This is a genomic window from Paenibacillus violae, assembly GCF_032461945.1.
Taxonomy (GTDB): domain Bacteria; phylum Bacillota; class Bacilli; order Paenibacillales; family NBRC-103111; genus Paenibacillus_E; species Paenibacillus_E violae.
Genome location: NZ_JAWCUD010000010.1, coordinates 158,157 through 177,740, shown reverse-complemented (window position 1 = coordinate 177,740; position 19,584 = coordinate 158,157). Strand labels below are relative to the sequence as shown.

At 49.6% G+C, this 19,584-nt stretch carries 16 protein-coding genes; 5 read left to right on the top strand and 11 right to left on the bottom strand.

Translation table 11 applies throughout. From position 1 onward, the window contains the following. Nucleotides 1-484: 484 nt before the first annotated feature. Nucleotides 485-1,564 (bottom strand): sensor histidine kinase, encoded by a 1,080-nt coding sequence (locus tag RQP52_RS25575; RefSeq protein WP_315954454.1) that lies wholly within the window; start codon nucleotides 1,562-1,564, stop codon nucleotides 485-487. After that, nucleotides 1,561-2,238: a response regulator transcription factor gene (locus RQP52_RS25570; RefSeq protein ID WP_315954453.1), complete on the bottom strand. Its 678-nt coding sequence runs from the start codon at nucleotides 2,236-2,238 to the stop codon at nucleotides 1,561-1,563. Before RQP52_RS25570 ends, RQP52_RS25575 begins: the two co-directional genes overlap by 4 nt. A 171-nt stretch (nucleotides 2,239-2,409) precedes the next feature. On the opposite strand from RQP52_RS25570, the gene RQP52_RS25565 reads away from it, so the two are divergent. Continuing rightward, on the top strand, nucleotides 2,410-2,895 hold the full coding sequence (locus tag RQP52_RS25565; RefSeq protein WP_315954452.1) for a hypothetical protein: 486 nt from the start codon (nucleotides 2,410-2,412) through the stop codon (nucleotides 2,893-2,895). Between the two features lie 81 nt (nucleotides 2,896-2,976). Here RQP52_RS25565 and RQP52_RS25560 read toward each other — a convergent pair whose 3' ends face one another. Then, complete coding sequence (locus RQP52_RS25560) at nucleotides 2,977-3,519, bottom strand: PadR family transcriptional regulator (RefSeq protein WP_315954451.1); 543 nt, start codon at nucleotides 3,517-3,519, stop codon at nucleotides 2,977-2,979. 155 nt (nucleotides 3,520-3,674) lie between these two features. On the opposite strand from RQP52_RS25560, the gene RQP52_RS25555 reads away from it, so the two are divergent. Beyond that, entirely contained in the window at nucleotides 3,675-5,111 is a 1,437-nt protein-coding gene (locus RQP52_RS25555; protein WP_379174439.1) for a DHA2 family efflux MFS transporter permease subunit, read from the top strand. Between the two features lie 650 nt (nucleotides 5,112-5,761). Here RQP52_RS25555 and RQP52_RS25550 read toward each other — a convergent pair. From RQP52_RS25550 to RQP52_RS25535, 4 genes are all read right to left on the bottom strand, one after another. After that, nucleotides 5,762-6,556, bottom strand: coding sequence for an ABC transporter ATP-binding protein (locus RQP52_RS25550; protein WP_127453829.1), 795 nt, complete (start codon nucleotides 6,554-6,556; stop codon nucleotides 5,762-5,764). Beyond that, complete coding sequence (locus tag RQP52_RS25545) at nucleotides 6,556-7,470, bottom strand: ABC transporter permease (RefSeq protein WP_315954449.1); 915 nt, start codon at nucleotides 7,468-7,470, stop codon at nucleotides 6,556-6,558. Before RQP52_RS25545 ends, RQP52_RS25550 begins: the two co-directional genes overlap by 1 nt. A gap of 112 nt (nucleotides 7,471-7,582) precedes the next feature. Beyond that, a complete protein-coding gene (locus tag RQP52_RS25540) occupies nucleotides 7,583-8,632 on the bottom strand; it encodes an ABC transporter substrate-binding protein (RefSeq protein ID WP_315954448.1) in 1,050 nt (349 codons plus the stop codon). Nucleotides 8,633-8,824: 192 nt separating this feature from the next. Beyond that, nucleotides 8,825-9,811 carry a Gfo/Idh/MocA family protein gene (locus RQP52_RS25535; protein ID WP_315954447.1) on the bottom strand — a complete coding sequence of 329 codons (987 nt, stop codon included), beginning with the start codon at nucleotides 9,809-9,811 and terminating at the stop codon, nucleotides 8,825-8,827. Between the two features lie 171 nt (nucleotides 9,812-9,982). Here RQP52_RS25535 and RQP52_RS25530 point away from each other — a divergent pair, with 171 nt between their 5' ends. Beyond that, nucleotides 9,983-10,597: an FMN-binding negative transcriptional regulator gene (locus RQP52_RS25530; RefSeq protein WP_315954446.1), complete on the top strand. Its 615-nt coding sequence runs from the start codon at nucleotides 9,983-9,985 to the stop codon at nucleotides 10,595-10,597. A gap of 325 nt (nucleotides 10,598-10,922) precedes the next feature. On the opposite strand, the gene RQP52_RS25525 is transcribed toward RQP52_RS25530, so the two are convergent. Then, a complete protein-coding gene (locus tag RQP52_RS25525; RefSeq protein ID WP_315954445.1) occupies nucleotides 10,923-12,731 on the bottom strand; it encodes an ABC transporter ATP-binding protein in 1,809 nt (602 codons plus the stop codon). Nucleotides 12,732-12,890: 159 nt separating this feature from the next. Next, nucleotides 12,891-13,316, bottom strand: a complete 426-nt coding sequence (locus RQP52_RS25520) for a VOC family protein (protein WP_315954444.1) — start codon at nucleotides 13,314-13,316, stop codon at nucleotides 12,891-12,893. 107 nt (nucleotides 13,317-13,423) lie between these two features. Between RQP52_RS25520 and RQP52_RS25515 the strand changes: the two genes are divergently transcribed. After that, nucleotides 13,424-14,587, top strand: a complete 1,164-nt coding sequence (locus RQP52_RS25515; RefSeq protein ID WP_315954443.1) for an iron-containing alcohol dehydrogenase — start codon at nucleotides 13,424-13,426, stop codon at nucleotides 14,585-14,587. A gap of 95 nt (nucleotides 14,588-14,682) precedes the next feature. Here the strand turns inward: RQP52_RS25515 and RQP52_RS25510 are convergent, their stop codons facing one another. Next, nucleotides 14,683-16,998, bottom strand: coding sequence for an ATP-dependent DNA helicase (locus RQP52_RS25510; protein ID WP_315954442.1), 2,316 nt, complete (start codon nucleotides 16,996-16,998; stop codon nucleotides 14,683-14,685). 85 nt (nucleotides 16,999-17,083) lie between these two features. Here RQP52_RS25510 and RQP52_RS25505 point away from each other — a divergent pair, with 85 nt between their 5' ends. Next, complete coding sequence (locus RQP52_RS25505) at nucleotides 17,084-18,118, top strand: potassium channel family protein (protein ID WP_315954441.1); 1,035 nt, start codon at nucleotides 17,084-17,086, stop codon at nucleotides 18,116-18,118. 58 nt (nucleotides 18,119-18,176) lie between these two features. Here RQP52_RS25505 and RQP52_RS25500 read toward each other — a convergent pair whose 3' ends face one another. After that, the gene (locus RQP52_RS25500; protein WP_315954440.1) at nucleotides 18,177-19,577 is read right to left on the bottom strand and encodes a M23 family metallopeptidase; all 1,401 of its coding nucleotides are present in this window, start codon (nucleotides 19,575-19,577) and stop codon (nucleotides 18,177-18,179) included. Between the last annotated feature and the right edge of the window lie 7 nt (nucleotides 19,578-19,584).

The window sequence follows — 19,584 nt, the reverse complement described above, 5'->3', positions numbered from 1 at the left end:
AAATCCTTTACAAAACTAAGCAATTCGAAGAAAATCAAAGAAAACACGAAAATACTCGGCGATAATCTCTTTTTAGCAAATATTCTGAATATTTACAATATTATAATAATGAACTATAGTTGGTATAGGCTCACTTGAAGGACAAGCCTTACAGCTGGTAAGGACCCCTAAGAGTAGCTAGGATATTCTCAACTTAGGAAGGGGATAGTCCAATGGACAAGGTTAGCGAAACATGCCCACTTTTCCTTCAAACGACGGAAGAAAAGGTGCGGGAACGAGTTACGTTCAACGGGCATGTGGGAATCCAGAAGCGGTAAATGTGAACATGCGTTTATTCGAGGAAAGGATCCGTAATCGTCTATCGTCGTAATTTCAACGGAAGTTGGTTTGATTGGAGTGTGTGTAGGGACAATTGAATACGATGTATGAAACTTAGAGACCTCCGGTTATCAGTGATAAGCGGAGGTCTCTATTTGTGCTCCTTCTAAGACTCTTGCAACGAGAAGCGAACGATAAACGTCGTCTTTTTCTCCGGTTTACTTTCTACGGATATCGTACCTGCATGCATATCAATGATCTTTTTCACAATCGAGAGTCCTAATCCGTTGCCCCCGGAGGTTCGATTTCTCGATTTATCCGCCTTGTAGAAACGCTCAAAGATATGAGGCAAATCTTCCTCAGAAATATTAGCTCCATTATTGGAGATTCGAATAATAACTTCTTTTCGGGTGCTCTCAACATGGACACCTATTGTGCCGCCAACAGGGGTGAATTTGACCGCATTATGAATTAAATTCGTCCACACCTGACTCAATAAATCTTCATCGGCCAATATCGTAACGGGTTCCAGATCAATATCCATTTCGATTTTTTTCTCTATCCATTGCGGTTCACAGGCAAGAATATGATTGCGGATCTGCTTATCCAACCGGTAACTTTTCGGTTCAAAAGGGTGATGCTGTGACTCTAACGACGATAATTTGAGCAAGTTATCACTTAGCTTGGAGAGGCGTGTGCTTTCGGCTTCAATAATTTCCAAATAATGCCTGCGTTCCTCTGGCGTGATGCTCTCGTTCTGGAGCGCCCGTGAGAAGCCGCTGATGGAAGTGAGCGGGGATTGAATTTCATGCGACACGTTAGAGATGAATTCCTGCCTCATTTTCTCCAATTGACCCAGCTCTACCGCCATGTTGTTAATGGAATCAACCAGCTCTACAAAGGGGCCATTGTGCGGATTATTATCAACAGACACATTGAAGTCCCCTCTGGACATACTTTGGATCGCCGCAATCATGGTTTTAAAAAATTTCATCTGCTCGCTGCGAAAGAACCTGCCCAAGCAAGTCATGGTGACGCCCCACAGAAACATGCCGCTGATACAGTTAATAAGCTGAACGATGACTTCGCTTGGGCGCTTATCAATATGGGTGTAAATCCACTCTGTACCGTAAAAAGCAGCGAGCCAGTACAAAATGATAAGCAGAAAAAAGCCTACAGCGAACAATGTGCCACGTACACGTTGTCCACGACTTCTTGGGTCCTTTCTCCGCACTTTCTTGTTCATGATGGCAGTACCTCCATCCGGTAGCCTAAGCCCCGAATCGTCGCAATGCGAAAAGAATGCCGTTCTTCTGGGAACCGTTCGCGCAGCCGATTGATATGCACATCGATGGTTCGCTCGTTGCCTTCATAATCGAAGCCCCAGATTTGCTCGATCAGCTGGTCGCGCGAAAATGTTTTTCCCGGGTAACTCGCCAGCTTGTAGAGCAGCTCAAATTCTTTGAGCGGCAGTGTCAAGCTCTCGGAGCCGACAGTTACCTCGTAGGTTTTTTTGTTCATGCTGAGGTCGCCGACCTGAACCGTTTGGGACGAAGCAATTTTATAGCGCTTCAGCAGGGCTTTGACCCTCATCGCAAGCTCGACAGGCTCGAAGGGCTTAACGAGATAGTCATCGGTACCCAGCTCAAAACCTTTGACCTTCTGCGAGGTCTCGCCTTTGGCGGTGAGCATGAGCAGCGGGATATCATAATGCTCCCGCAGCTCCTTGCAGAGCTCCCATCCGTCCATATTCGGCATCATGATATCCATAATGACCATGTCGACTTGGACGGTTTCCAGCAGTTTGAGCGCTTCCGCGCCGTCGGAAGCTTCAACCACCTCGAAGCCTTCGTTCAGCATAAAGACGCGGACCAGCTCACGAATATAAGGATCATCATCTACGATCAGGATTGGAGCCATTTTATATCCAACCTCGCTTCATGTTAGGTCTAATTTTCACTTATTTTAGCATAAAGCACTTTTATAAACTGAATTTAAACCAATGAAGGTCTATTACTATGTAAGGGCTTTTTTTGGCAAAAAAAGTGTGATACATTTTGGAGAAAGTATGTTTTGGGGGGACCTCACCGTATGATAACGAACGCGTATACCGAGTTTGCCATGCTTCAAAGCACTGAAGCCGAAGCTGCTTATCAGCAAGAGGTATGTGCGGAGGGTTATGCCGGCTTTCGCCGCCTGCTGGACGGCTTAACCGAGGCTATTAAAGCTGCCGCAGATGCGGACATCCCTAGCCTGGAGCAGGCACTCGCAAAAGCTGGCCGCCTCTTTCCGGAGCCGGTACAATTCAGCCCGTCGTGGGAACGCATTTGGGCCGAGCTGGGGGCTACCTTAGCAGCGAAAAAGCACGTCCTGACGACCATATCACCGCCGGAACGCACGGGAGAATGGCAGGTTATTATGGATAACCCGCAGGTAGTCCAAGAGGTCGTGTGCTACCCCGGCCTGGACTTCCATGACGCGGCGTACTTATACGCCTATTTCCGTCCCCAACTGGAAAAATCGGAATATATCCGCCTTCAGAAGATTCAAACCGTCATTCAAGAGCTTGGTCACTAAGATCCAGCCTATCAACGTTATGATCTGCAACAAATAAAGCCCGTTATCGGGCTTTCCTGGTTCTAACAGCAAAGCGTCAATTTATGATTTCAGCTTCGATTTCATCCACTCGCACCAGTGCAGGTCTGCCTCTACTTTGAGCATAGCTTTTTTTACGAGAACATAATTAGCGAACATAGGGTCATGAAACTCTAATTCCTCAAGCGGCTTCGCACTTTGTCCTTTGACCTTCTCCAAGGTCTCCATAAACCGCTCTTGCTTCCCTTTATAATAACTCGCGCGCTCAAGCAGCATTTTCAGGGCTTCTTCTTTGTTTACAAGGCCAATGCAGTATACTTTCAACGCAAATTCATCACGAGTCACCGGTGGGTCTGTAGGCAGCCCAATCCACTCCTGAAGTGCTTGTAATCCGACTTCTGTTAATGAATATACTTTTTTATCCGGCTTATCTGACTGCATAACGTGTACAAATTCAACATACCCCTTCTGCTCTAGCTGAGCAAGGAGTGGGTATATTTGACTATGCTTTGCTGGCCAAAACGGCTGAATATGCTGCATAAGCTCATAGCCCGTTCGAGAATCTTTAGATAGCAGGCTGAGCAATCCATAGGAAAGGGTATTCATAGGAACTCCTTGTTATGTCATAATTGACATATGTCATCTTTGGTAGTATGATGATTTTCATTCAAATTATAGAGAATCCGGCGAGTAAGATCAATGGAGTGTGGAGGTATCAAGTGAGTAAGGATGATTTACAGCAAGTTCGTTTCTGGCCGATTATGATTGCCATCTTCTTCGGATCTTTCGTTTCGATCTTAAGTATGAGCACAATTAACATTGCTATACCGATTTTGAGTGAACATTTCCATGCTGATTTGAGTAAAATCCAATGGACCATCACCGGATTTATGCTGGCGAGTGGTACAATTGCTCCTATTACCGGTTACTTAGGTGAGCGATTCAGTTATAAGCGATTGTATGCTTTAGCTCTTGTGGGCTTTACTGTCTTTTCATTACTATGTGCAATTGCTTGGGATGCTTCTTCCCTCATTGCTTTCCGTATTATCCAAGGGGCTTTCAGCGGGCTCATCATGCCGGCGACGATGACAATCGTGTATCAGGTCATTCCTCGCGACAAGCAGCCTATTGCGATTTCCCTATGGTCGTTATCCGCTATGATGGCTCCTGCCATCGGGCCGACTTTGAGCGGCTGGCTTCTGCAGAATTGGAGCTGGCACTGGTTATTCCTTCTTAATGTACCTGTTGGACTTATTGCTATTTTTCTCGTTATCAAGCTAATTCCCTTCTACCGTCTTTCTGTGCCAAAAAGGTTCGATGCGATCGGTTTAATCACCGTCGTCCTTGGAAGTCTCTCTTTGCTCGTTGCTTTCTCTCAAGGTCATGCTTGGGGTTGGACATCAGGTCGCGTCATCGGATTATTCGCAGGAGGTATCTTAATGCTTGGCCTCTTCATCTGGAGGGAGCTGAAAGCCGATTCTCCTTTGCTGAACGTACGTGTCTTGGCTAATGCGCGCTACTCTTTGACACTTATCATTTCTAGTATTGTTACCATCAGCTTATACTCGGGAACTTTCCTGACACCTATTTTTCTGCAAAATATTCAGCATGTAACGCCACTCGATACTGGCTTAATCCTGCTCCCGGCTTCCCTGGCGATGGCGCTCTGTATGCCGCTTGTAGGTAAACTATATAGCATTTTGGGTCCGCGCATTCTTCTGTTTGTCGGAATTTCCTTGATTGCGGTAGGCACATTAACACTTAGCTGGTTAAGTGTCGACGTTTCCCGCGGTTATATCTTATTTTGGATGATCGTACGTAACGTGGGGATCGCTTTTGCGACGATGCCAGCCAGCAACGCCGGTATGGAGCAAATTCCGCGCACGCTGTCCGGTCATGCAACATCCATGAGCAACTGGGTGCGCAACGTTTTTGGTTCTTTCGCTATCGCACTGTTCACTTCTGTTCTAGCGTCACAAACCGCAATTCATTCCCAAGACCTCGCAACCAGCGGGATCACGGATAAAGCCGTTATCGGCATGCAGTCTTTCACAATGAGCGTGAACGATGTGTATCTACTGGCTACGTTCATCGTGTTAGTTGCACTGCCTCTCAGCTTGTTCGTCGGCAAACGTCCTATCGAGAAAGAATCGCCTGCTGCGATTGCAGCAGTGATTAGCCCTAAAGCGGCTAAATAATTAATGAAAAGTCCTTACCTTTGCTGTGTGTCACACAGTAAGGTGGGGACTTTTTGTCGTGAGAGGGCTTTTTAAGACTTCTCAGCTGCGTATTTGATTACTTCCGGTGCTGAGAGAGCCTTTTTGGCTTTGTTGGCTCTTGGATGTGGGGCTACGTTGTACTTTATGCAACGATTTGGTGGATTTTATGCACTGCAGCCACTCTTCATTGTATAAAATACAATGATTTCGCCAAAACGGGCTGTATAGCCATCTTTATAAAGCAAATGGTTGTATAAATTGCAATATAGCATGCTCTAGCAGCATTATTAGGCGTATTTGATTGTATTAAGTGCAATCAAGCGATGGCACGCATTTGCACATTCGCTAGAACAGGAACGAGCAGCCTGCACTTATGAATCAACTGACTTCATATCGATGGATCAGCTCCGATTCATTTTAACTTGTTTAACTTCCCTTTCTCGCACCATTCCCTCTAAATAAGCACATTTGCTGCGTCTTTGTCACTTGGAGTAGCTATTCCTACATCGGTTGCACAGCACGGATTAACAATTTTAACTTGCTTAACTCCCTCTTCTCGCACCAGCCATGCTACCCAAACAAAAAAGCCTTCAGCCAAGGAAAACTCCCTAGACTGAAGGCTTCTCTTATTAACCCAGCACCACGCGGTCATCCGACAGCTTGCTGCCGCTGATGTTTTCGAACTCACCGAGCAGCTGCTCCACTGTGAGGTCCTTTTTCCGCTCCTCGCTCACATCGAGGATGATGCGGCCCTTGTCCATCATGATCAGGCGGTTGCCTAGACGAATCGCCTGCTCCATGTTATGCGTGACCATCAGCGTGGTCAGCTTCATTTCGCGCACGATTTCCTCGGTCAATCGTGTAATCAGCTCCGCCCGCGCAGGGTCGAGCGCGGCGGTATGCTCATCCAGCAGCAGAATCTGCGGCTGGGTGAAGGTCGCCATCAGCAAGCTGAGGGCTTGGCGCTCTCCGCCGGAGAGCAGCCCCACCTTCGCGCGCAAGCGGTTCTCCAAGCCGATGCCCAGGCGCTGCAGCTGTTCCAGGAACAACGCGCGTCTCCGCGCGTTGGTGCCGAAGCTAAGCCCGCGCTTCTTGCCGCGGGTATACGCCATGGCGAGATTCTCCTCGATGGTCATTCGAGGAGCGGTCCCCGCCATGGGATCTTGAAAGACGCGGCCGATCCAGCGGCTGCGCTCGTACTCGGGTAGGTGGTGAATCGTCTCACCGCTGATCGCCACCTCGCCGGCATCCGGCGTCATCACGCCGGAGATGATGTTCATCAGCGTCGATTTGCCGGCGCCGTTACTGCCGATGACCGTGACGAAGTCGCCGGGCTTCAGGGTTAAATTAATGCCGATCAGCGCGATTTTCTCATCAGCTGAACCAGGGTTAAATAACTTGGAAACATTCGAAAGCTTCAGCATCAGCGTCCACCTCCCTTATTCATTTGAACGGCGTGGGCGATGAGCTCAGCGGAGCGCCGTTTGGCGGTTGCTTTTTGCCGGATAGACCGCTGCACGGATGGCAGCACCAGGGCGATGATAACGATAATTGCAGTAATCAATTTTAAATCAGAAGCATTGAGCCACTCCACGCGCAGTGCCAAAGCGACCACGATACGGTACACAATGGAGCCAAGAACAGCCGCAAGTGTCGCTCGGAACACGCTCTGGGAACCAAAGATCGCTTCCCCGATAATGACCGAAGCCAAACCAATAACAATCATCCCGATGCCCATGGAAATATCGGCGAATCCGGATTGTTGAGCAATCATGGCACCGGAAAGCGCTACTAATCCATTAGATAAGCTGACACCAAGAATTGTGGTATTGTCTGTATTTGCCCCAAAACTGCGAATCATGCGGGCATTATCGCCCGTTGCACGCAGAGACAGTCCCAAATCAGTATGCAGAAACCCGTCCATCAGCAATTTAAACAAAATCACAACAATGAATCCCACCGCAATCGGAGAGATGGACGTGAACATGGTATCTGCACCAAGCAGTGAAATGTTCGGTTTGCCCATAATCCGCATATTAATCGAATACAAGGCAATCATCATCAAAATACCGGACAAAAGCCCGTTAATTTTCCCCTTCGTATGAAGCAATCCCGTACAAGCCCCGGCAGCTAGTCCCCCTGCAAAAGCAGCCAAACAAGCGAGCAGCGGAGAATATCCGTGTGAAATCATAATCGCCGCAATCGCGCCACCCGTCGTGAAACTCCCGTCCACGGTCAAGTCAGGGAAATCGAGAATGCGAAAAGTGATGTAGACACCAAGTGCCATCAGGGCATAAAGAAGGCCCAGTTCGACAGCACCGCTCATGGAATCCATCATGTTGAAACAACCTCCTAGTTTAAAATAAACAATGCCTAACCTCAGGTCAGACGAGAGAAAAAAAGAGATGAACGAAAGTGACGTCCACCCCTTTTGTATCCCAAACCAAACCTTACTGGATAATGTTTTTCTCTTTGTCTTTTACAGCATTTTTCATAGCATCCGTTACTTCAACGCCTTGCGCCTTAGCTGCTTTCAGGTTCAAGATCAGATCGAGCTTATCAGGAACAGTTACTTTCATGTCCGCTGTTTTCTTCCCATTTTTCAAAATATCAACAGCCATTTGACCAACTTGATAACCATGATCGTAGTATTTGAAGCCAACCGTTGCAAATGCTCCTTTTTCCACGGTATCGCGGTCACTGGAGAAGAACGGAATGTGCTTTTCGTTAGCAATTTGAATGATGCCATCTACACCACTAACAACGGTGTTGTCGAGTGTAATCAAAAATGCGTCTGCGCGTCCAACTAGGGATTGAGCAGCTTGTTTTACTTCGGATGTATTCGTTACTGGCGCTTTTATGAGTTTGATGTTGTTTTTCGCCAAAGCTTGCTCAGCATTTTTCGCCATGATCACGGCGTTCGGCTCACCTTCGTTGATAACAAGACCGACTGTTTTCACTTTAGGCATGTTAGCCGCAACGAAATCCATCAATTGTGCGACCGCCATTGGGTTCGTGTCCGATGCTCCGGAAACCGTACCGCCTGGTTTGTCTACATTTGTTACGATTTTAGCTGCAACCGGGTCCGTAACAGCCGCAAATAGAACCGGAGCTTTTTTCACTTGCTGTACAACCGCTTGAGCGGATGGTGTTGCGATACCTAGCACCAGGTCATTGTCTCCGGAAGCAATTTTTTGCGCGATGGATAAATTGTTCGTTTGATCCCCTTGCGCATTGTTGTAGTCAACCTTCAGGTTCGTGCCTTCTACGATTCCAGCGTCTTTAAGCGCTGCCAAAAAGCCCTGACGAGTTGCATCCAAAGATGGATGTTCCACAATTTGCGAAATCGCGATTTTGTACGTTTTTGCCGCAGCTGCCGTTGCTGCTGGAGCTGTTGATGCGCCGCCTGCTGCAGGCGTTGTCTCTGTTTTTTGACCACAACCGGCTACGACCATAAGAGCTGCTGATAATACAAGTGATGCAAGTGCTTTCTTTTTCAACCTAATTACCCCTCTCTTTTTTCCCTTTTGGTTGACTTGAACCCATTGCCCGCTCACCACTTTAACGCTTTTGCTCGGCAAAGTATGTAGGCGCTGTTTGGCATCCAAGCTGTGATTCTAATTTACCATAGTTTAATTGGCTCGCGTGTTTCCGTCAATCGTTTTATCCATTCTGTTAATATATGGACGAGATTACTGCTGATTTTGGCGATAAAAGTCGTGAAGCAGCTCATCCATAACCCGATTTGTCCGCGCGGCCGTCTGTCCTGTACTTGGGCTTTTCCCCACACCTCTAAGCTCATCCACTACCATCCCGATTAAAGGCTGTTGCACATGGGCCGGATTCGGAATCGTAAACTCCTGCACTTGACCGTCCGCTGTCTCCAAACGAAGATCCCCGCCAAATGTTGAAAAAATGACTTTGCCGAGACTTCCAACAATCTCGTTCGCATCGCTGCGCTTGAAGCTGTTAAAGCTCCAAATCCCCGTCCCCATCACGCCTGATTCAAACGCATACGCCGTTGTCACGATATCTTCGACTTGCAGTTGACCGCTCTGATTGCGAGCAAAACCTTTGACCTCGCCAATCGGCCCTAGCAAATAGTCCAAAATATCCAGCGTATGACTGGCTAAATCGACGAAAAGCCCGCCTCCGGAAAGCTCAGGCTGCAACCGCCACGGAAGATCCTGACCCTGGTCTTCTCTGAGCATTTGTAGATAAGTCGTATGGACGAACCGGATTTCCCCTAGAACACCGCTATCCAGCAGTTCTTTAATTTGAATAAACTTTGGCAAACCCCGGCGATAATAAGCAACAAAAAGAGGTACCCCAGCCACTTCACACGCGTCGATCATCTCCAGACACTCCCCGTGATTCCTAGCCATGGGCTTTTCCACATAAACCGGCTTCCCTGCTTTAGCCGCCATCAACGTATATTCATGATGAAAACCAGGCGGCGTGGCGACATATATGGCATTGACATCCGGATCATGAATAAGCGCATTCGCGTCATCATACCATTTAGCAACGCCGTGTCTTCTCGCGTAATCTTCCGCTAACGCGCCATTGCGCCGCATGACGGCCACAAGTTCAGAACCCGCCACTTTTTGGAGGGCCGGCCCGCTTTTAATTTCGGTCACATCTCCACAACCAATAATTCCCCAACGCACTTTATCCATTAATGCGTATCCCTCCAGATCATCATTTGAATGCTACTTTACTTATTCGACAACAGCACTCTTCCTCCTTTTGTATAGTGGCACACTATTTCCCATCAAAATTGGCACTATATTTAGCCCATTTCCCTTGTTACAATACCGTTAAATTTAAAGAAGCAGGTGAAAAGCAACATGTACATCCCTTCCTATTTTAAAATAAAAGATGACGAACTCATGTACACGGTTATCGAACAAAATGGCTTTGCGACCCTGGTTTCCCAGCATGACGGCCACCCGATGGCAACCCACTTGCCGCTTACTCTTGATCGCACCAACAAATGCTTGTATGGACATGTTGCTCGTCCGAATCCACAGTGGAGAGATCTTCAGCAGCAGGAGGTTCTGGTCATCTTTCAAGGGCCGCACAGCTACATCTCCCCCTCCTGGTACGAAACCAGCGATTCCGTTCCGACATGGAATTACGTGGCTGTTCACGTATACGGGCAAGCCGAGCTCATCGACGATGAGGATGAAGTGATGTCCTCCATGAAGAGCTTGATTGAAAAATATGAGGAGCCCGATAGCCCCTATGATTTAGAATCCGTAGACTCCGCCTACTTGTCCGGATTAAGCAAAGGCATTCAAGGCTTTAAAATCCACATATCGAACATGGAGGGTAAGGCCAAATTAAGCCAAAATCATCCCGTTCAGCGCCAAGAACTCGTCATTCAGAGATTGGAAGCTTTCAATCGGGAGAATGAAAGGAATATCGCTGCTTTGATGAAAAGAAACCTTGAGCTTCTTTAAAATCAAAGATGAGGAACTACGGTCCTCTATTCCGTGTGAATGAACCCGTTTCCTGGGTGAAGGGGAACTACGGCCCTCTATTTCCCCCATTTCAATTGAAATGTAAGGTTTTAGGCCCAAATAAGAGCCTGTGGTTCCGTTCAGACCTGAATCCAGCGGATTTAGCTCAAATAGCGCCCTGTAGTTCCCGCTGAGTTGCCATGCTCTCGTCTGCAACATGCCCTCAACTACAAAAAGGACTATCTCAATCGCAGATTAATCTGCTTTTGAAACAGTCCTTATTGTAGACCTACTCTGCAGCCCGCGCTGCAGTTACCCTGTACAATTACCGATGTGAAGGAGCCTCCTCAGGCACGAAACCTGAATCCGCGGAGAGCTGCTCCCGCAGCTGAAGCTGCTGCGTAGCAAACTCGCGGTACATGTCATGCGACTCCAGCAGTTCCTGATGCGTTCCGCTGCCGGTCACCACGCCTTTGTCCAGGAAGATAATCTGGTCGGCATCCACCACCGTCGATAAGCGGTGCGCGATGACCAGCGTCGTCCTTCCCTGCATCAGATTTTGCAGCGCCTGCTGCACCACAACCTCGGACTTGCTGTCCAAACTGGATGTCGCTTCGTCCAGCATCAAAATCTTCGGATCGCGCAGCAAAGCTCGCGCAATCGCAATCCGCTGCCGCTGTCCGCCAGACAGCTTGATGCCGCGCTCGCCGACTTCCGTTTCATACTGTTGCGGCAGCTCCTCAATAAACGTATCCGCATAGGCCATCTGCGAAGCCCGCTTCAACTCTTCCAGCGTCACTTCACGCTGCAAGCCATAACAAATATTATCCCGGATCGTGCCCGCAATCAGTGGACTCTCTTGTGAAACATAGCCGATCTGGCTGCGCCAGGAAACAAGCGAGAACTGATCGATCGGATCGGACCCTAAGGTAACCGAGCCCTTCTGCGGCGTATAGAACCTCTCGAGCAGGGAGAACGTCGTCGTCTTCCCGCTTCCGCTCGGTCCTACGATGGCCGTCACTTTGCCAGCTTCCATCGTGAAACTGACATTTTTCAGGACAGACTCCCCTTCTTTGTAGCCATAGGTCACTTGATCGAAATGAATCGACTGTGAAGCGTTCGCTACGGGCACTCCTGCATGCGGATTTTCTTCTTCATAATCCAACACTTTGAGAATGGTATCCGTTGCTCCCATCGCTTTTTGAGCCTGATTGAAAAACTGTGTGATCTGCGTAATCGGCATGACAATTTGGAATAAATAGAGCATGAACGCCACCAATTGACCTGCGGTTATCGCGCCTGAAGCCACTCGCATACCGCCATAACCGAACAGAACAACAAACAACATCAGCATAACAAACGTTACAAGCGGCGCCATTAATGCTTGAATCTTACCTTCGCGAAGTCCAAATTTAAAAAGCCTTTGAATCCCTGAGCTGCCTTCCTGGTACTCTACAGGTTCAGCATTGGCCGCTTTCACCAAGCGGATTTCGGAAAGGACACGATTGAGCACAGATGTAAAACTTGCTGTCTCAGCCTGCATGCCCTTGGAGATTTTGAACATTTGCCGGCCCAGTGGAAATAGGATGAGGAAGGCTATCGGGAATACACTGAACATGATAAGCGTCATTTTCCAATCCATATACAAGAGCACCGCAATAGAACCAATTATTGAAATAATACCTGTCACGAACCCTGACATATGCTCGGCGATTAGCCCTTTAATCACAGCCGTATCATTGGTCATCCGGGAAATCGTATCCCCCGTCTGATTGTTATCGTAATAACGAACCGGCAGCACGAGGAGCTTTTTCCATAGTCGCTCACGAATGCCGGCCACTACGCTTTGACCCGCGTGATTCAATAAATAAACCGAGACGCCGGAGGCAACCGCCGAACCGACAAAAGCGATCGCCATGCCACTAATCTGCATCCAATTCAAGTTGTCGAGCGAAAAGCTGTCGACCACATTTTTCGTAAATAGCGGTATCACAAGTCCTGCCAATGTTGAAATAATGCTTAATCCTAATGCTATGCCTAGAAGAAGCTTGGGTGGATTCGCCTGCATGATCAAGCGGATGAATCCCCGCCAATTGCTTGCGCTCTGTGGCGCTTCTTTCCTTGTAACTGCCATGTATCTCTACTCCTTTACCCAATCGAATATACATCCGTCATCTGAATGATTCTTTGCTTTCCAGTATCTCTTTGCAAAATGAATCATACACCTGTATTTTAAACGGAATATAAACGGGAACGAATCGGTCCGTGGACGTAGAGGGGCTCAACTCAAGCCTTATGCCTCCGTAGAAATCTGCCAAATCACACCGAACGGGTCTTCAAGGCGACCGAACATCGTACCCCAAAACATGCGCTCAAAGGGCATGATCACATGGCCACCCTGGGATAACGCTTCAAAAATACGTCTCGCCTCCTCTTCACCTTTAAATTCCAACGTCAAATCCAACCCCTTGCCTCTATCTACCGATTCCGTACCTGCATCCGCCATGAAAAAGCGTAAGCCCAGCGCTTGAAGCTCCAAATGAAGCACGCGATCCTTCATAGACTCGTCGGCCCCCGGCATATCTCTGAACGTACGCAGGCTGACGACTTCGCCCCCAAACGCTTTTACATAAAAGTCCGACTGCTCTCTTGCATTTCTGCTATAAAGTATGGTGTTAATGTTGCCATGATCATTCCTCCTATTATGGTGTTGATCCAACTAGAATCGGCTCTGCGCCTTCGTCCTTCTAATTTTGTTTTTTGCTGTTTCTTTCTATACAATATAGGGGTAAGACTACATATAGATGATCTCGAGGAGGTAATTCGATGAATACATTTACTTATTATAATCCAACCACGCTGCATTTCGGACAGGGGACACTCGAGAAATTAACTGCGGAGGTACCCAAATACGGCAAGAACGTGCTGCTCGTATATGGCGGTGGAAGCATTAAACTGAACGGCATCTACACCCAAGTTGTTCACCTGCTGAAAGGCATCGATGCTTCAATTTTCGAGCTGAGCGGTGTTGAGCCTAACCCAAGACTTACAACCGTCCACCGCGGTGTGGAAATGTGCCGCACTCAGAACATCGACCTAATCCTCGCCGTAGGTGGAGGCAGCGTAATCGACTGTGCCAAAGCGATTGCCGTCGGCGCCAAATATGAGGGCAACTTCTGGGATATCGTTACGCGTAAAGCATCCGCAACGGGGGCGCTGCCACTAGGCACCGTACTGACGATTGCCGCAACGGGCTCGGAAATGAACTCCGGCTCTGTGATTACAAATTGGGAGACCAAAGAGAAGCTCGGTTGGGGCAGCCCCTTCTCCTTCCCGAAATTTTCAATCCTGGATCCTGCCCACACAACTTCCTTGCCTGAAAATCAAACCGTATATGGTATGGTTGATATCATGTCACACGTCTTTGAGCAATATTTCCATCATGTCGATAATACACTTCTTCAAGATGGCTTTTGTGAAACGATTCTTCGCACCGTGATCGATACGGCGCCTCGCTTGCTGCAGGATCTCACGGATCTGGAGAATCGTGCGACGATTCTGTACAGCGGCACGATGGCGCTGAACGGGACGCTTAGCATGGGAGTTCGCGGCGACTGGGCGACGCACAATCTCGAGCATGCGGTGTCAGCCGTTCATGATATCCCGCACGGCGGAGGTCTTGCCATCCTATTCCCGAACTGGATGAGCTACACGCTGGATACCAATGTAGCGCGGTACAAGCAGTTCGCGCAGCGCGTCTTTGGCGTTACAACCACCGGTAAAACGGACCGCCAAGTAGCCGAGGAAGGTATCGCGGAGCTTCGCGGGTTCCTTAACTCCATCGGCGCGCCAAGTCGCCTGGCGGATTACGACATCGACGATTCCACGATCGAGCTGATGGCTGACAAAGCCATGGTGTACGGCGATTTCGGGAACTTCAAGAAGTTGACGCGCGAAGATGTCGTTAACATTTACCGGATGTCCTTATAAAAAAAGAGCTATCCTTGAGCAGATTCTTTTGCTTGAGGATAGCCTTTTTTTATGGGCAAACCGCCGGATCACCTATTCCTTTTGTAGTTCCCATCCTACCGCAGCACCGTATAATCACGCCACTCCTCCGGCAGCAATCGCTGATACAGCGGCTGCAGGTACCGGTCGTCAATCAGCAGCAGCACGCCGTGATCCGTTTCGGAGCGGATGAGCCGACCGCCTGCCTGCTGAACTTTGTTCATGCCGGGGAAAACGTAGGCGTATTCGTAGCCGTTTTTGCCTGTGTCTTCGAGGTAGGCCTTGATCAGATTGCGCTCAGGCCCGAGCTGCGGCAGCCCTACACCAACAACCGCCACGCCGGTCAGCCGCTCGCCGACCAAATCGATGCCCTCCGAGAAGATGCCGCCCATCACGGCAAAGCCTACCAGCGTCCCATCACGTCCCGCTTGAAACTCGGCCAAGTACTGCTCCCGCTCCTCTTCCGGCATCTGAACCGTCTGAACCAGGACGCGCAGCTGACTATCCTCTCCCTGCTCACCTACAAGATCCGTAAAAGCCTCATAGACACTGCTCATATACGCATACGAGGGGAAAAACACGAAATAGTTGCCAGAACGACGGGTCACCATCTGATAAATCGAACGGGCAATCGCCTCCCGGCTTCGTTCGCGATCCTGATACCGGGTCGACAGCGGCTGGACGAAAACCTCCAGCTGTTCCTTGGCAAAAGGCGAAGGCACGCTCACAGAGTAATCCTCCTCGCCCGCTCCCAGCGTGTCCATGAAAAAGGACAGCGGCGAAAGGGTCGCCGAGAAGAACACATGCGAGCGATAGCCTTTCCCCATCTGCCGGAGCAGATGGGAGGGATCCAGGCAGAAGAGCTTCACACTGACTTCGTTACGATCAGACGTGAACAATGTCATATAGCGTTCATCGTACAGCTTGGCTATACGGACGAAATTGTGGGCTGCGAAGTAAGTCTCCAGGAGCAGCGGGCTCGCAGGGCTTCCACCGCTTGCAGCCAGCTCCTTTTCAGCGCTTGCAAGGAAACCATCGAGCAGCGCCAAGAGATCCTCCGGCAGCTCCGGTTCTACCAGCATCTGGCGGTCTCCGATTCTTTTGCGAAGCGTAATGAAATATTGGTTGATGGCCTTAGCCGCATCGTGCAAATCCGCGCGAACGCCTTTGAACTCCCGCTGCAGCGCAAGAAACCCAGATTTGGAGAGCGTGCTGCTGTACATCTCGCGCGCCCGGTCAATCAAATTGTGCGCTTCATCCACAAGCAAAGTCGTGTACCGCCTCTGCTCCTCGAACAGCCTTTTTAAATTGACACGCGGGTCAAAAATGTAATTGTAATCGCAAATGACCGCATCCGCGGCATAAGCGACATCAAGGGAAAACTCAAAGGGACAAACACGATGCTTCCGAGCATATGACTCAATGACCGTGCGCGTCATAATCGTCTCCGATTGAAGAAGATCGAGCACAGCGCCGTTAATTCGGTCGTAATAACCATCGGCGAATTCGCAGTGCTCCTTGGTGCAGCGGACTTCGTCCTTCAGACACACCTTCTCCTTCGCCGTGATGGTCACGACATGAAGCTGAAGACCATGTGCCTGAAGCAGGCCATACGCTTCCTCTGCTGCCGTGCGGGTGATGGTCTTTGCCGTCAAATAAAAAATCCGCTGCAGCAGCCCCTCGCCAATCGCTTTCACCGACGGAAACAAGGTCGACATTGTCTTCCCGATACCGGTCGGTGCTTTGGCGAACAGCTTGCGCCCTTCGCTGATCGTTTTGTACACCGCTCCTGCCAGTTTCCGCTGGCCTTCGCGATACGCTGGAAATGGAAATGCCAGCTCCTTGATGCTGCGATTCCTTCGCTGCTCATGCTCATAAATCGCCTGTGCATAGGGGTAATACCGCTCTACCACGTCATGCACGAACACTTCTAACTCACTAAACGAAGCTTCCTTCACGAATCGGCGCGTATCTTCCGTCTCCACCTGCATATAAGTAAGTTGAACCCGCATATGATGAAGCCCGCGATCTTTGGCTACCATATAGGCATAGCACATCGCTTGCGCCCAATGCACGGGGTACGAGTCTTCTTGGATCTCATTTATGTCCGAGGAGGTAGACTTGATCTCATCCACCGTCACTGGGCCGCCGTCCGCATCTTGAAGAAGACCGTCGCACCGCCCGTCAATCACGAATAGGAGCTCCCGGCAAGCAATTTCAGCGGAAACATACACTTCATGCTGATCCGTTTCGCCATATTGTTTCTGCAATTTTTGGTGTGCCTTCGTACCTTCAACCAGCGCAGTGCTTGTCCGAAAACCGGACTCAATACTCCCCCTGCGAAACACATATTCAACCAGAGAGCGCACGGAAATGTTGATCGTTTCAGCCATTCGTCCTTCTCCGTTCCAGAACATTTGTTCTTTGATTGTAGCATGCGGACGGACCAAATATCTACTTTTTCAGGAAGGGAGCCCCATGTTCTATTTCAGTAAGATTTTTCTTAAACTGCTGCGAATGAACAACAAGTTCATCTATAGTCTGGCCTTTCTTTTCATCCTTCTATCTGCGATCAGTGCTTATATGCTGGAAAAAGAAACCTTCGGCAGCGTCTTCAACGGACTTTGGTGGGTAATGACGACCGTGACCACCACTGGGTATGGAGATTATGCGCCAAAAACCGTGGCCGGCAAGTGCCTCGGCATCTTTTTGTATATTTTCGGAATTGGTCTCATCTCCGTCACAATCAGCAAAGTCGTTGATTCATTATTCATATACAGACAGCGAAAGGAAGCGGGCAAATTGAGATATCAAGGCGAACAGCATTTCGTGATCATTGATTGGAGCAAACATGCGGAGCTGGCGATTCAAGAAATTTTGAACACCGATACATCCACTGAGGTCGTGCTCATCGATACTCTCGAGAAAACGCCGATTGTACATAACAGAGTTCATTATATAAGAGGCAATCCTACACATATGGAAACTTTGGAGATGGCGAATATGGAAAAAGCCCGCTCCGTCTTCATCTTTGCCAATGAGATCACGGAAGATCAGGCGATGCTGCGCGATCCCTCCTTTGTGGACGGCAAAACACTGCTGGTCGCCACAACCATCGAGCGCAATTACCGCAACGTCCACTCCATCGTCGAGATTAAAAACAGCGAAAATATGCAAAATTTCCAGCATGTTAATGTGAATGAATTTATCCTCGGCTCCGAGACGATTTCACAGCTTGCCGTTCGCTCGGCGTTCTCACCGGGATCATCACGGATTGTGTCCCAGCTCTTGACCAGACAGTCCAGCAGCAACCTTCAGGTGCTTGGTAAAAGAAGCTCTTGGCGCACATACCGCGACGCCTTTGAGCAGCTGCTCCTTGAGGGGGCGACACTGATTTCGGACCGTGATCAACTGAATATCAATCAGAAGTTAGATCAGCTCATTCCCGAGGATGCGCAGCTTTTCGTCATCTGTGACGCGGAAACCTACGAGCGTCTCTCCACGCTAAAATAAAACAAATAGGACACCAACCTCTCCGCATAGCGAGGAATGGTATCCTTTATTCTTATGTTCAACCCTTAGGCTTAGCCTGCGTGGGCTGAACCCAACGAAACGGTGTCGTATTCCAAAATAAATCCGGATTCACCTGTACATTATGCGCCCAAAATGTAAAGTGCAAATGCGGCCCTGTCGAGAACCCGGTCGTGCCGACAAGCCCGATAATGTCGCCCTGCTTCACCCGGTCACCTGTTTTCACCCGCAGCTCGGAGAGATGCGCGTACTGCGAAAAAAGCCCCATCCCATGATCGAGATAAATGGAATTGCCGGTCAAATACAGGCTCTCGGCCAGCGCAACGATCCCGTCATTAGTCGCTTTGATCGGCGTACCTTCCTTTGCGGCCAGATCAACCGCCATATGAGCGCTATCGTACTTCCCGTTCACGTAACGGGTGTACCCATATGGCGTCGTCAAAATCCCCTCGATGGGCTTCACGAACGGCCCGCTGAACAGAAATTCCGGCTCGGACTTGCTTCGCGCCAGATCGATTTTCTTCTGATCGGCGTTGATACGCGCCGTATCCTGCTTCATGCTCTCCATCTCCGACGTGACCTTGAGATACTGCGTCTCAAACTTCTTCGCCACGATGGTGAGGGTCTGATCGCCGATCGGATATTTGCCGGGCTTCGCACTCATCGAAATCGGCAAATACGTGAAATACCCCGCTCCGTATGGTTGGAGCGTGTACGTTTTGTTCAGCCAGGTAATCGTTCCTGGCTCATCGTGACGCACAAGAACCGCATCTCCGGGCGCCGCGCTCTCAGGCACGAGCTTCCATTTGGCGCTCATGATCCCTTTCGCCGCTTCCTTCGTTGCGTAAAGATCCCTTTCCTTCGCCAGCTGCTGCAAATGGTCCTTCTCCTTGAGGATGGCCTCTTTGACCTCCGCGGTCATGCCATCCACCCAAGATTGCCCGCCGTCTACGGTGATCAGCAGCGGATTCTTCGCATCCTTGCTGCTGGCGGGCAGCGCCCAACCAATACGCGGTGTCAGAAACTGCGTTTGCTTCACCGGTAACGCAGCCCCGCCTAACGTGGCCGTTAACGGGGCAGGAGTAGAACTAACTGAGCCAGCTTCCAAGCTGAGCAGCTCAGCTAGAGTACCGTCGACTGCTGTTTCTGCAGCAGCCACTTCTCCAGCGGCCGGTTGCCACATGCCGCCGCCATCCTCTGTCGCCGCGATCCCATCGGCGTATTTCACCCAGCCATGGTCGAGATCGACCATGCGGAACTCCAATGCCTCTCTAGGTGGAGGCGTGGGCACTGGTGTTGCTGCAGCCGGAACATCCTTCCCGGCTGCCATCCAAGAAGAGACCGGGCCAAACGGCGATTTGCCGATCACGATGACGACACATGCCGCAAGCACACAAGCGCCTACCAGCAGCGGCCATTGCCGGCGTTTTTTTGATTTCACAGCATCT

Bases quoted from the DNA above. Each gene is read 5' to 3' on its own strand.
- RQP52_RS25575 (WP_315954454.1), bottom strand. From the start codon at position 1,564: ATGAACAAGAAAGTGCGGAGAAAGGACCCAAGAAGTCGTGGACAACGT.
- RQP52_RS25570 (WP_315954453.1), bottom strand. From the start codon at position 2,238: ATGGCTCCAATCCTGATCGTAGATGATGATCCTTATATTCGTGAGCTG.
- RQP52_RS25565 (WP_315954452.1), top strand. From the start codon at position 2,410: ATGATAACGAACGCGTATACCGAGTTTGCCATGCTTCAAAGCACTGAA.
- RQP52_RS25560 (WP_315954451.1), bottom strand. From the start codon at position 3,519: ATGAATACCCTTTCCTATGGATTGCTCAGCCTGCTATCTAAAGATTCT.
- RQP52_RS25555 (WP_379174439.1), top strand. From the start codon at position 3,675: ATGATTGCCATCTTCTTCGGATCTTTCGTTTCGATCTTAAGTATGAGC.
- RQP52_RS25550 (WP_127453829.1), bottom strand. From the start codon at position 6,556: ATGCTGAAGCTTTCGAATGTTTCCAAGTTATTTAACCCTGGTTCAGCT.
- RQP52_RS25545 (WP_315954449.1), bottom strand. From the start codon at position 7,470: ATGATGGATTCCATGAGCGGTGCTGTCGAACTGGGCCTTCTTTATGCC.
- RQP52_RS25535 (WP_315954447.1), bottom strand. From the start codon at position 9,811: ATGGATAAAGTGCGTTGGGGAATTATTGGTTGTGGAGATGTGACCGAA.
- RQP52_RS25530 (WP_315954446.1), top strand. From the start codon at position 9,983: ATGTACATCCCTTCCTATTTTAAAATAAAAGATGACGAACTCATGTAC.
- RQP52_RS25525 (WP_315954445.1), bottom strand. From the start codon at position 12,731: ATGGCAGTTACAAGGAAAGAAGCGCCACAGAGCGCAAGCAATTGGCGG.
- RQP52_RS25515 (WP_315954443.1), top strand. From the start codon at position 13,424: ATGAATACATTTACTTATTATAATCCAACCACGCTGCATTTCGGACAG.
- RQP52_RS25510 (WP_315954442.1), bottom strand. From the start codon at position 16,998: ATGGCTGAAACGATCAACATTTCCGTGCGCTCTCTGGTTGAATATGTG.
- RQP52_RS25505 (WP_315954441.1), top strand. From the start codon at position 17,084: ATGTTCTATTTCAGTAAGATTTTTCTTAAACTGCTGCGAATGAACAAC.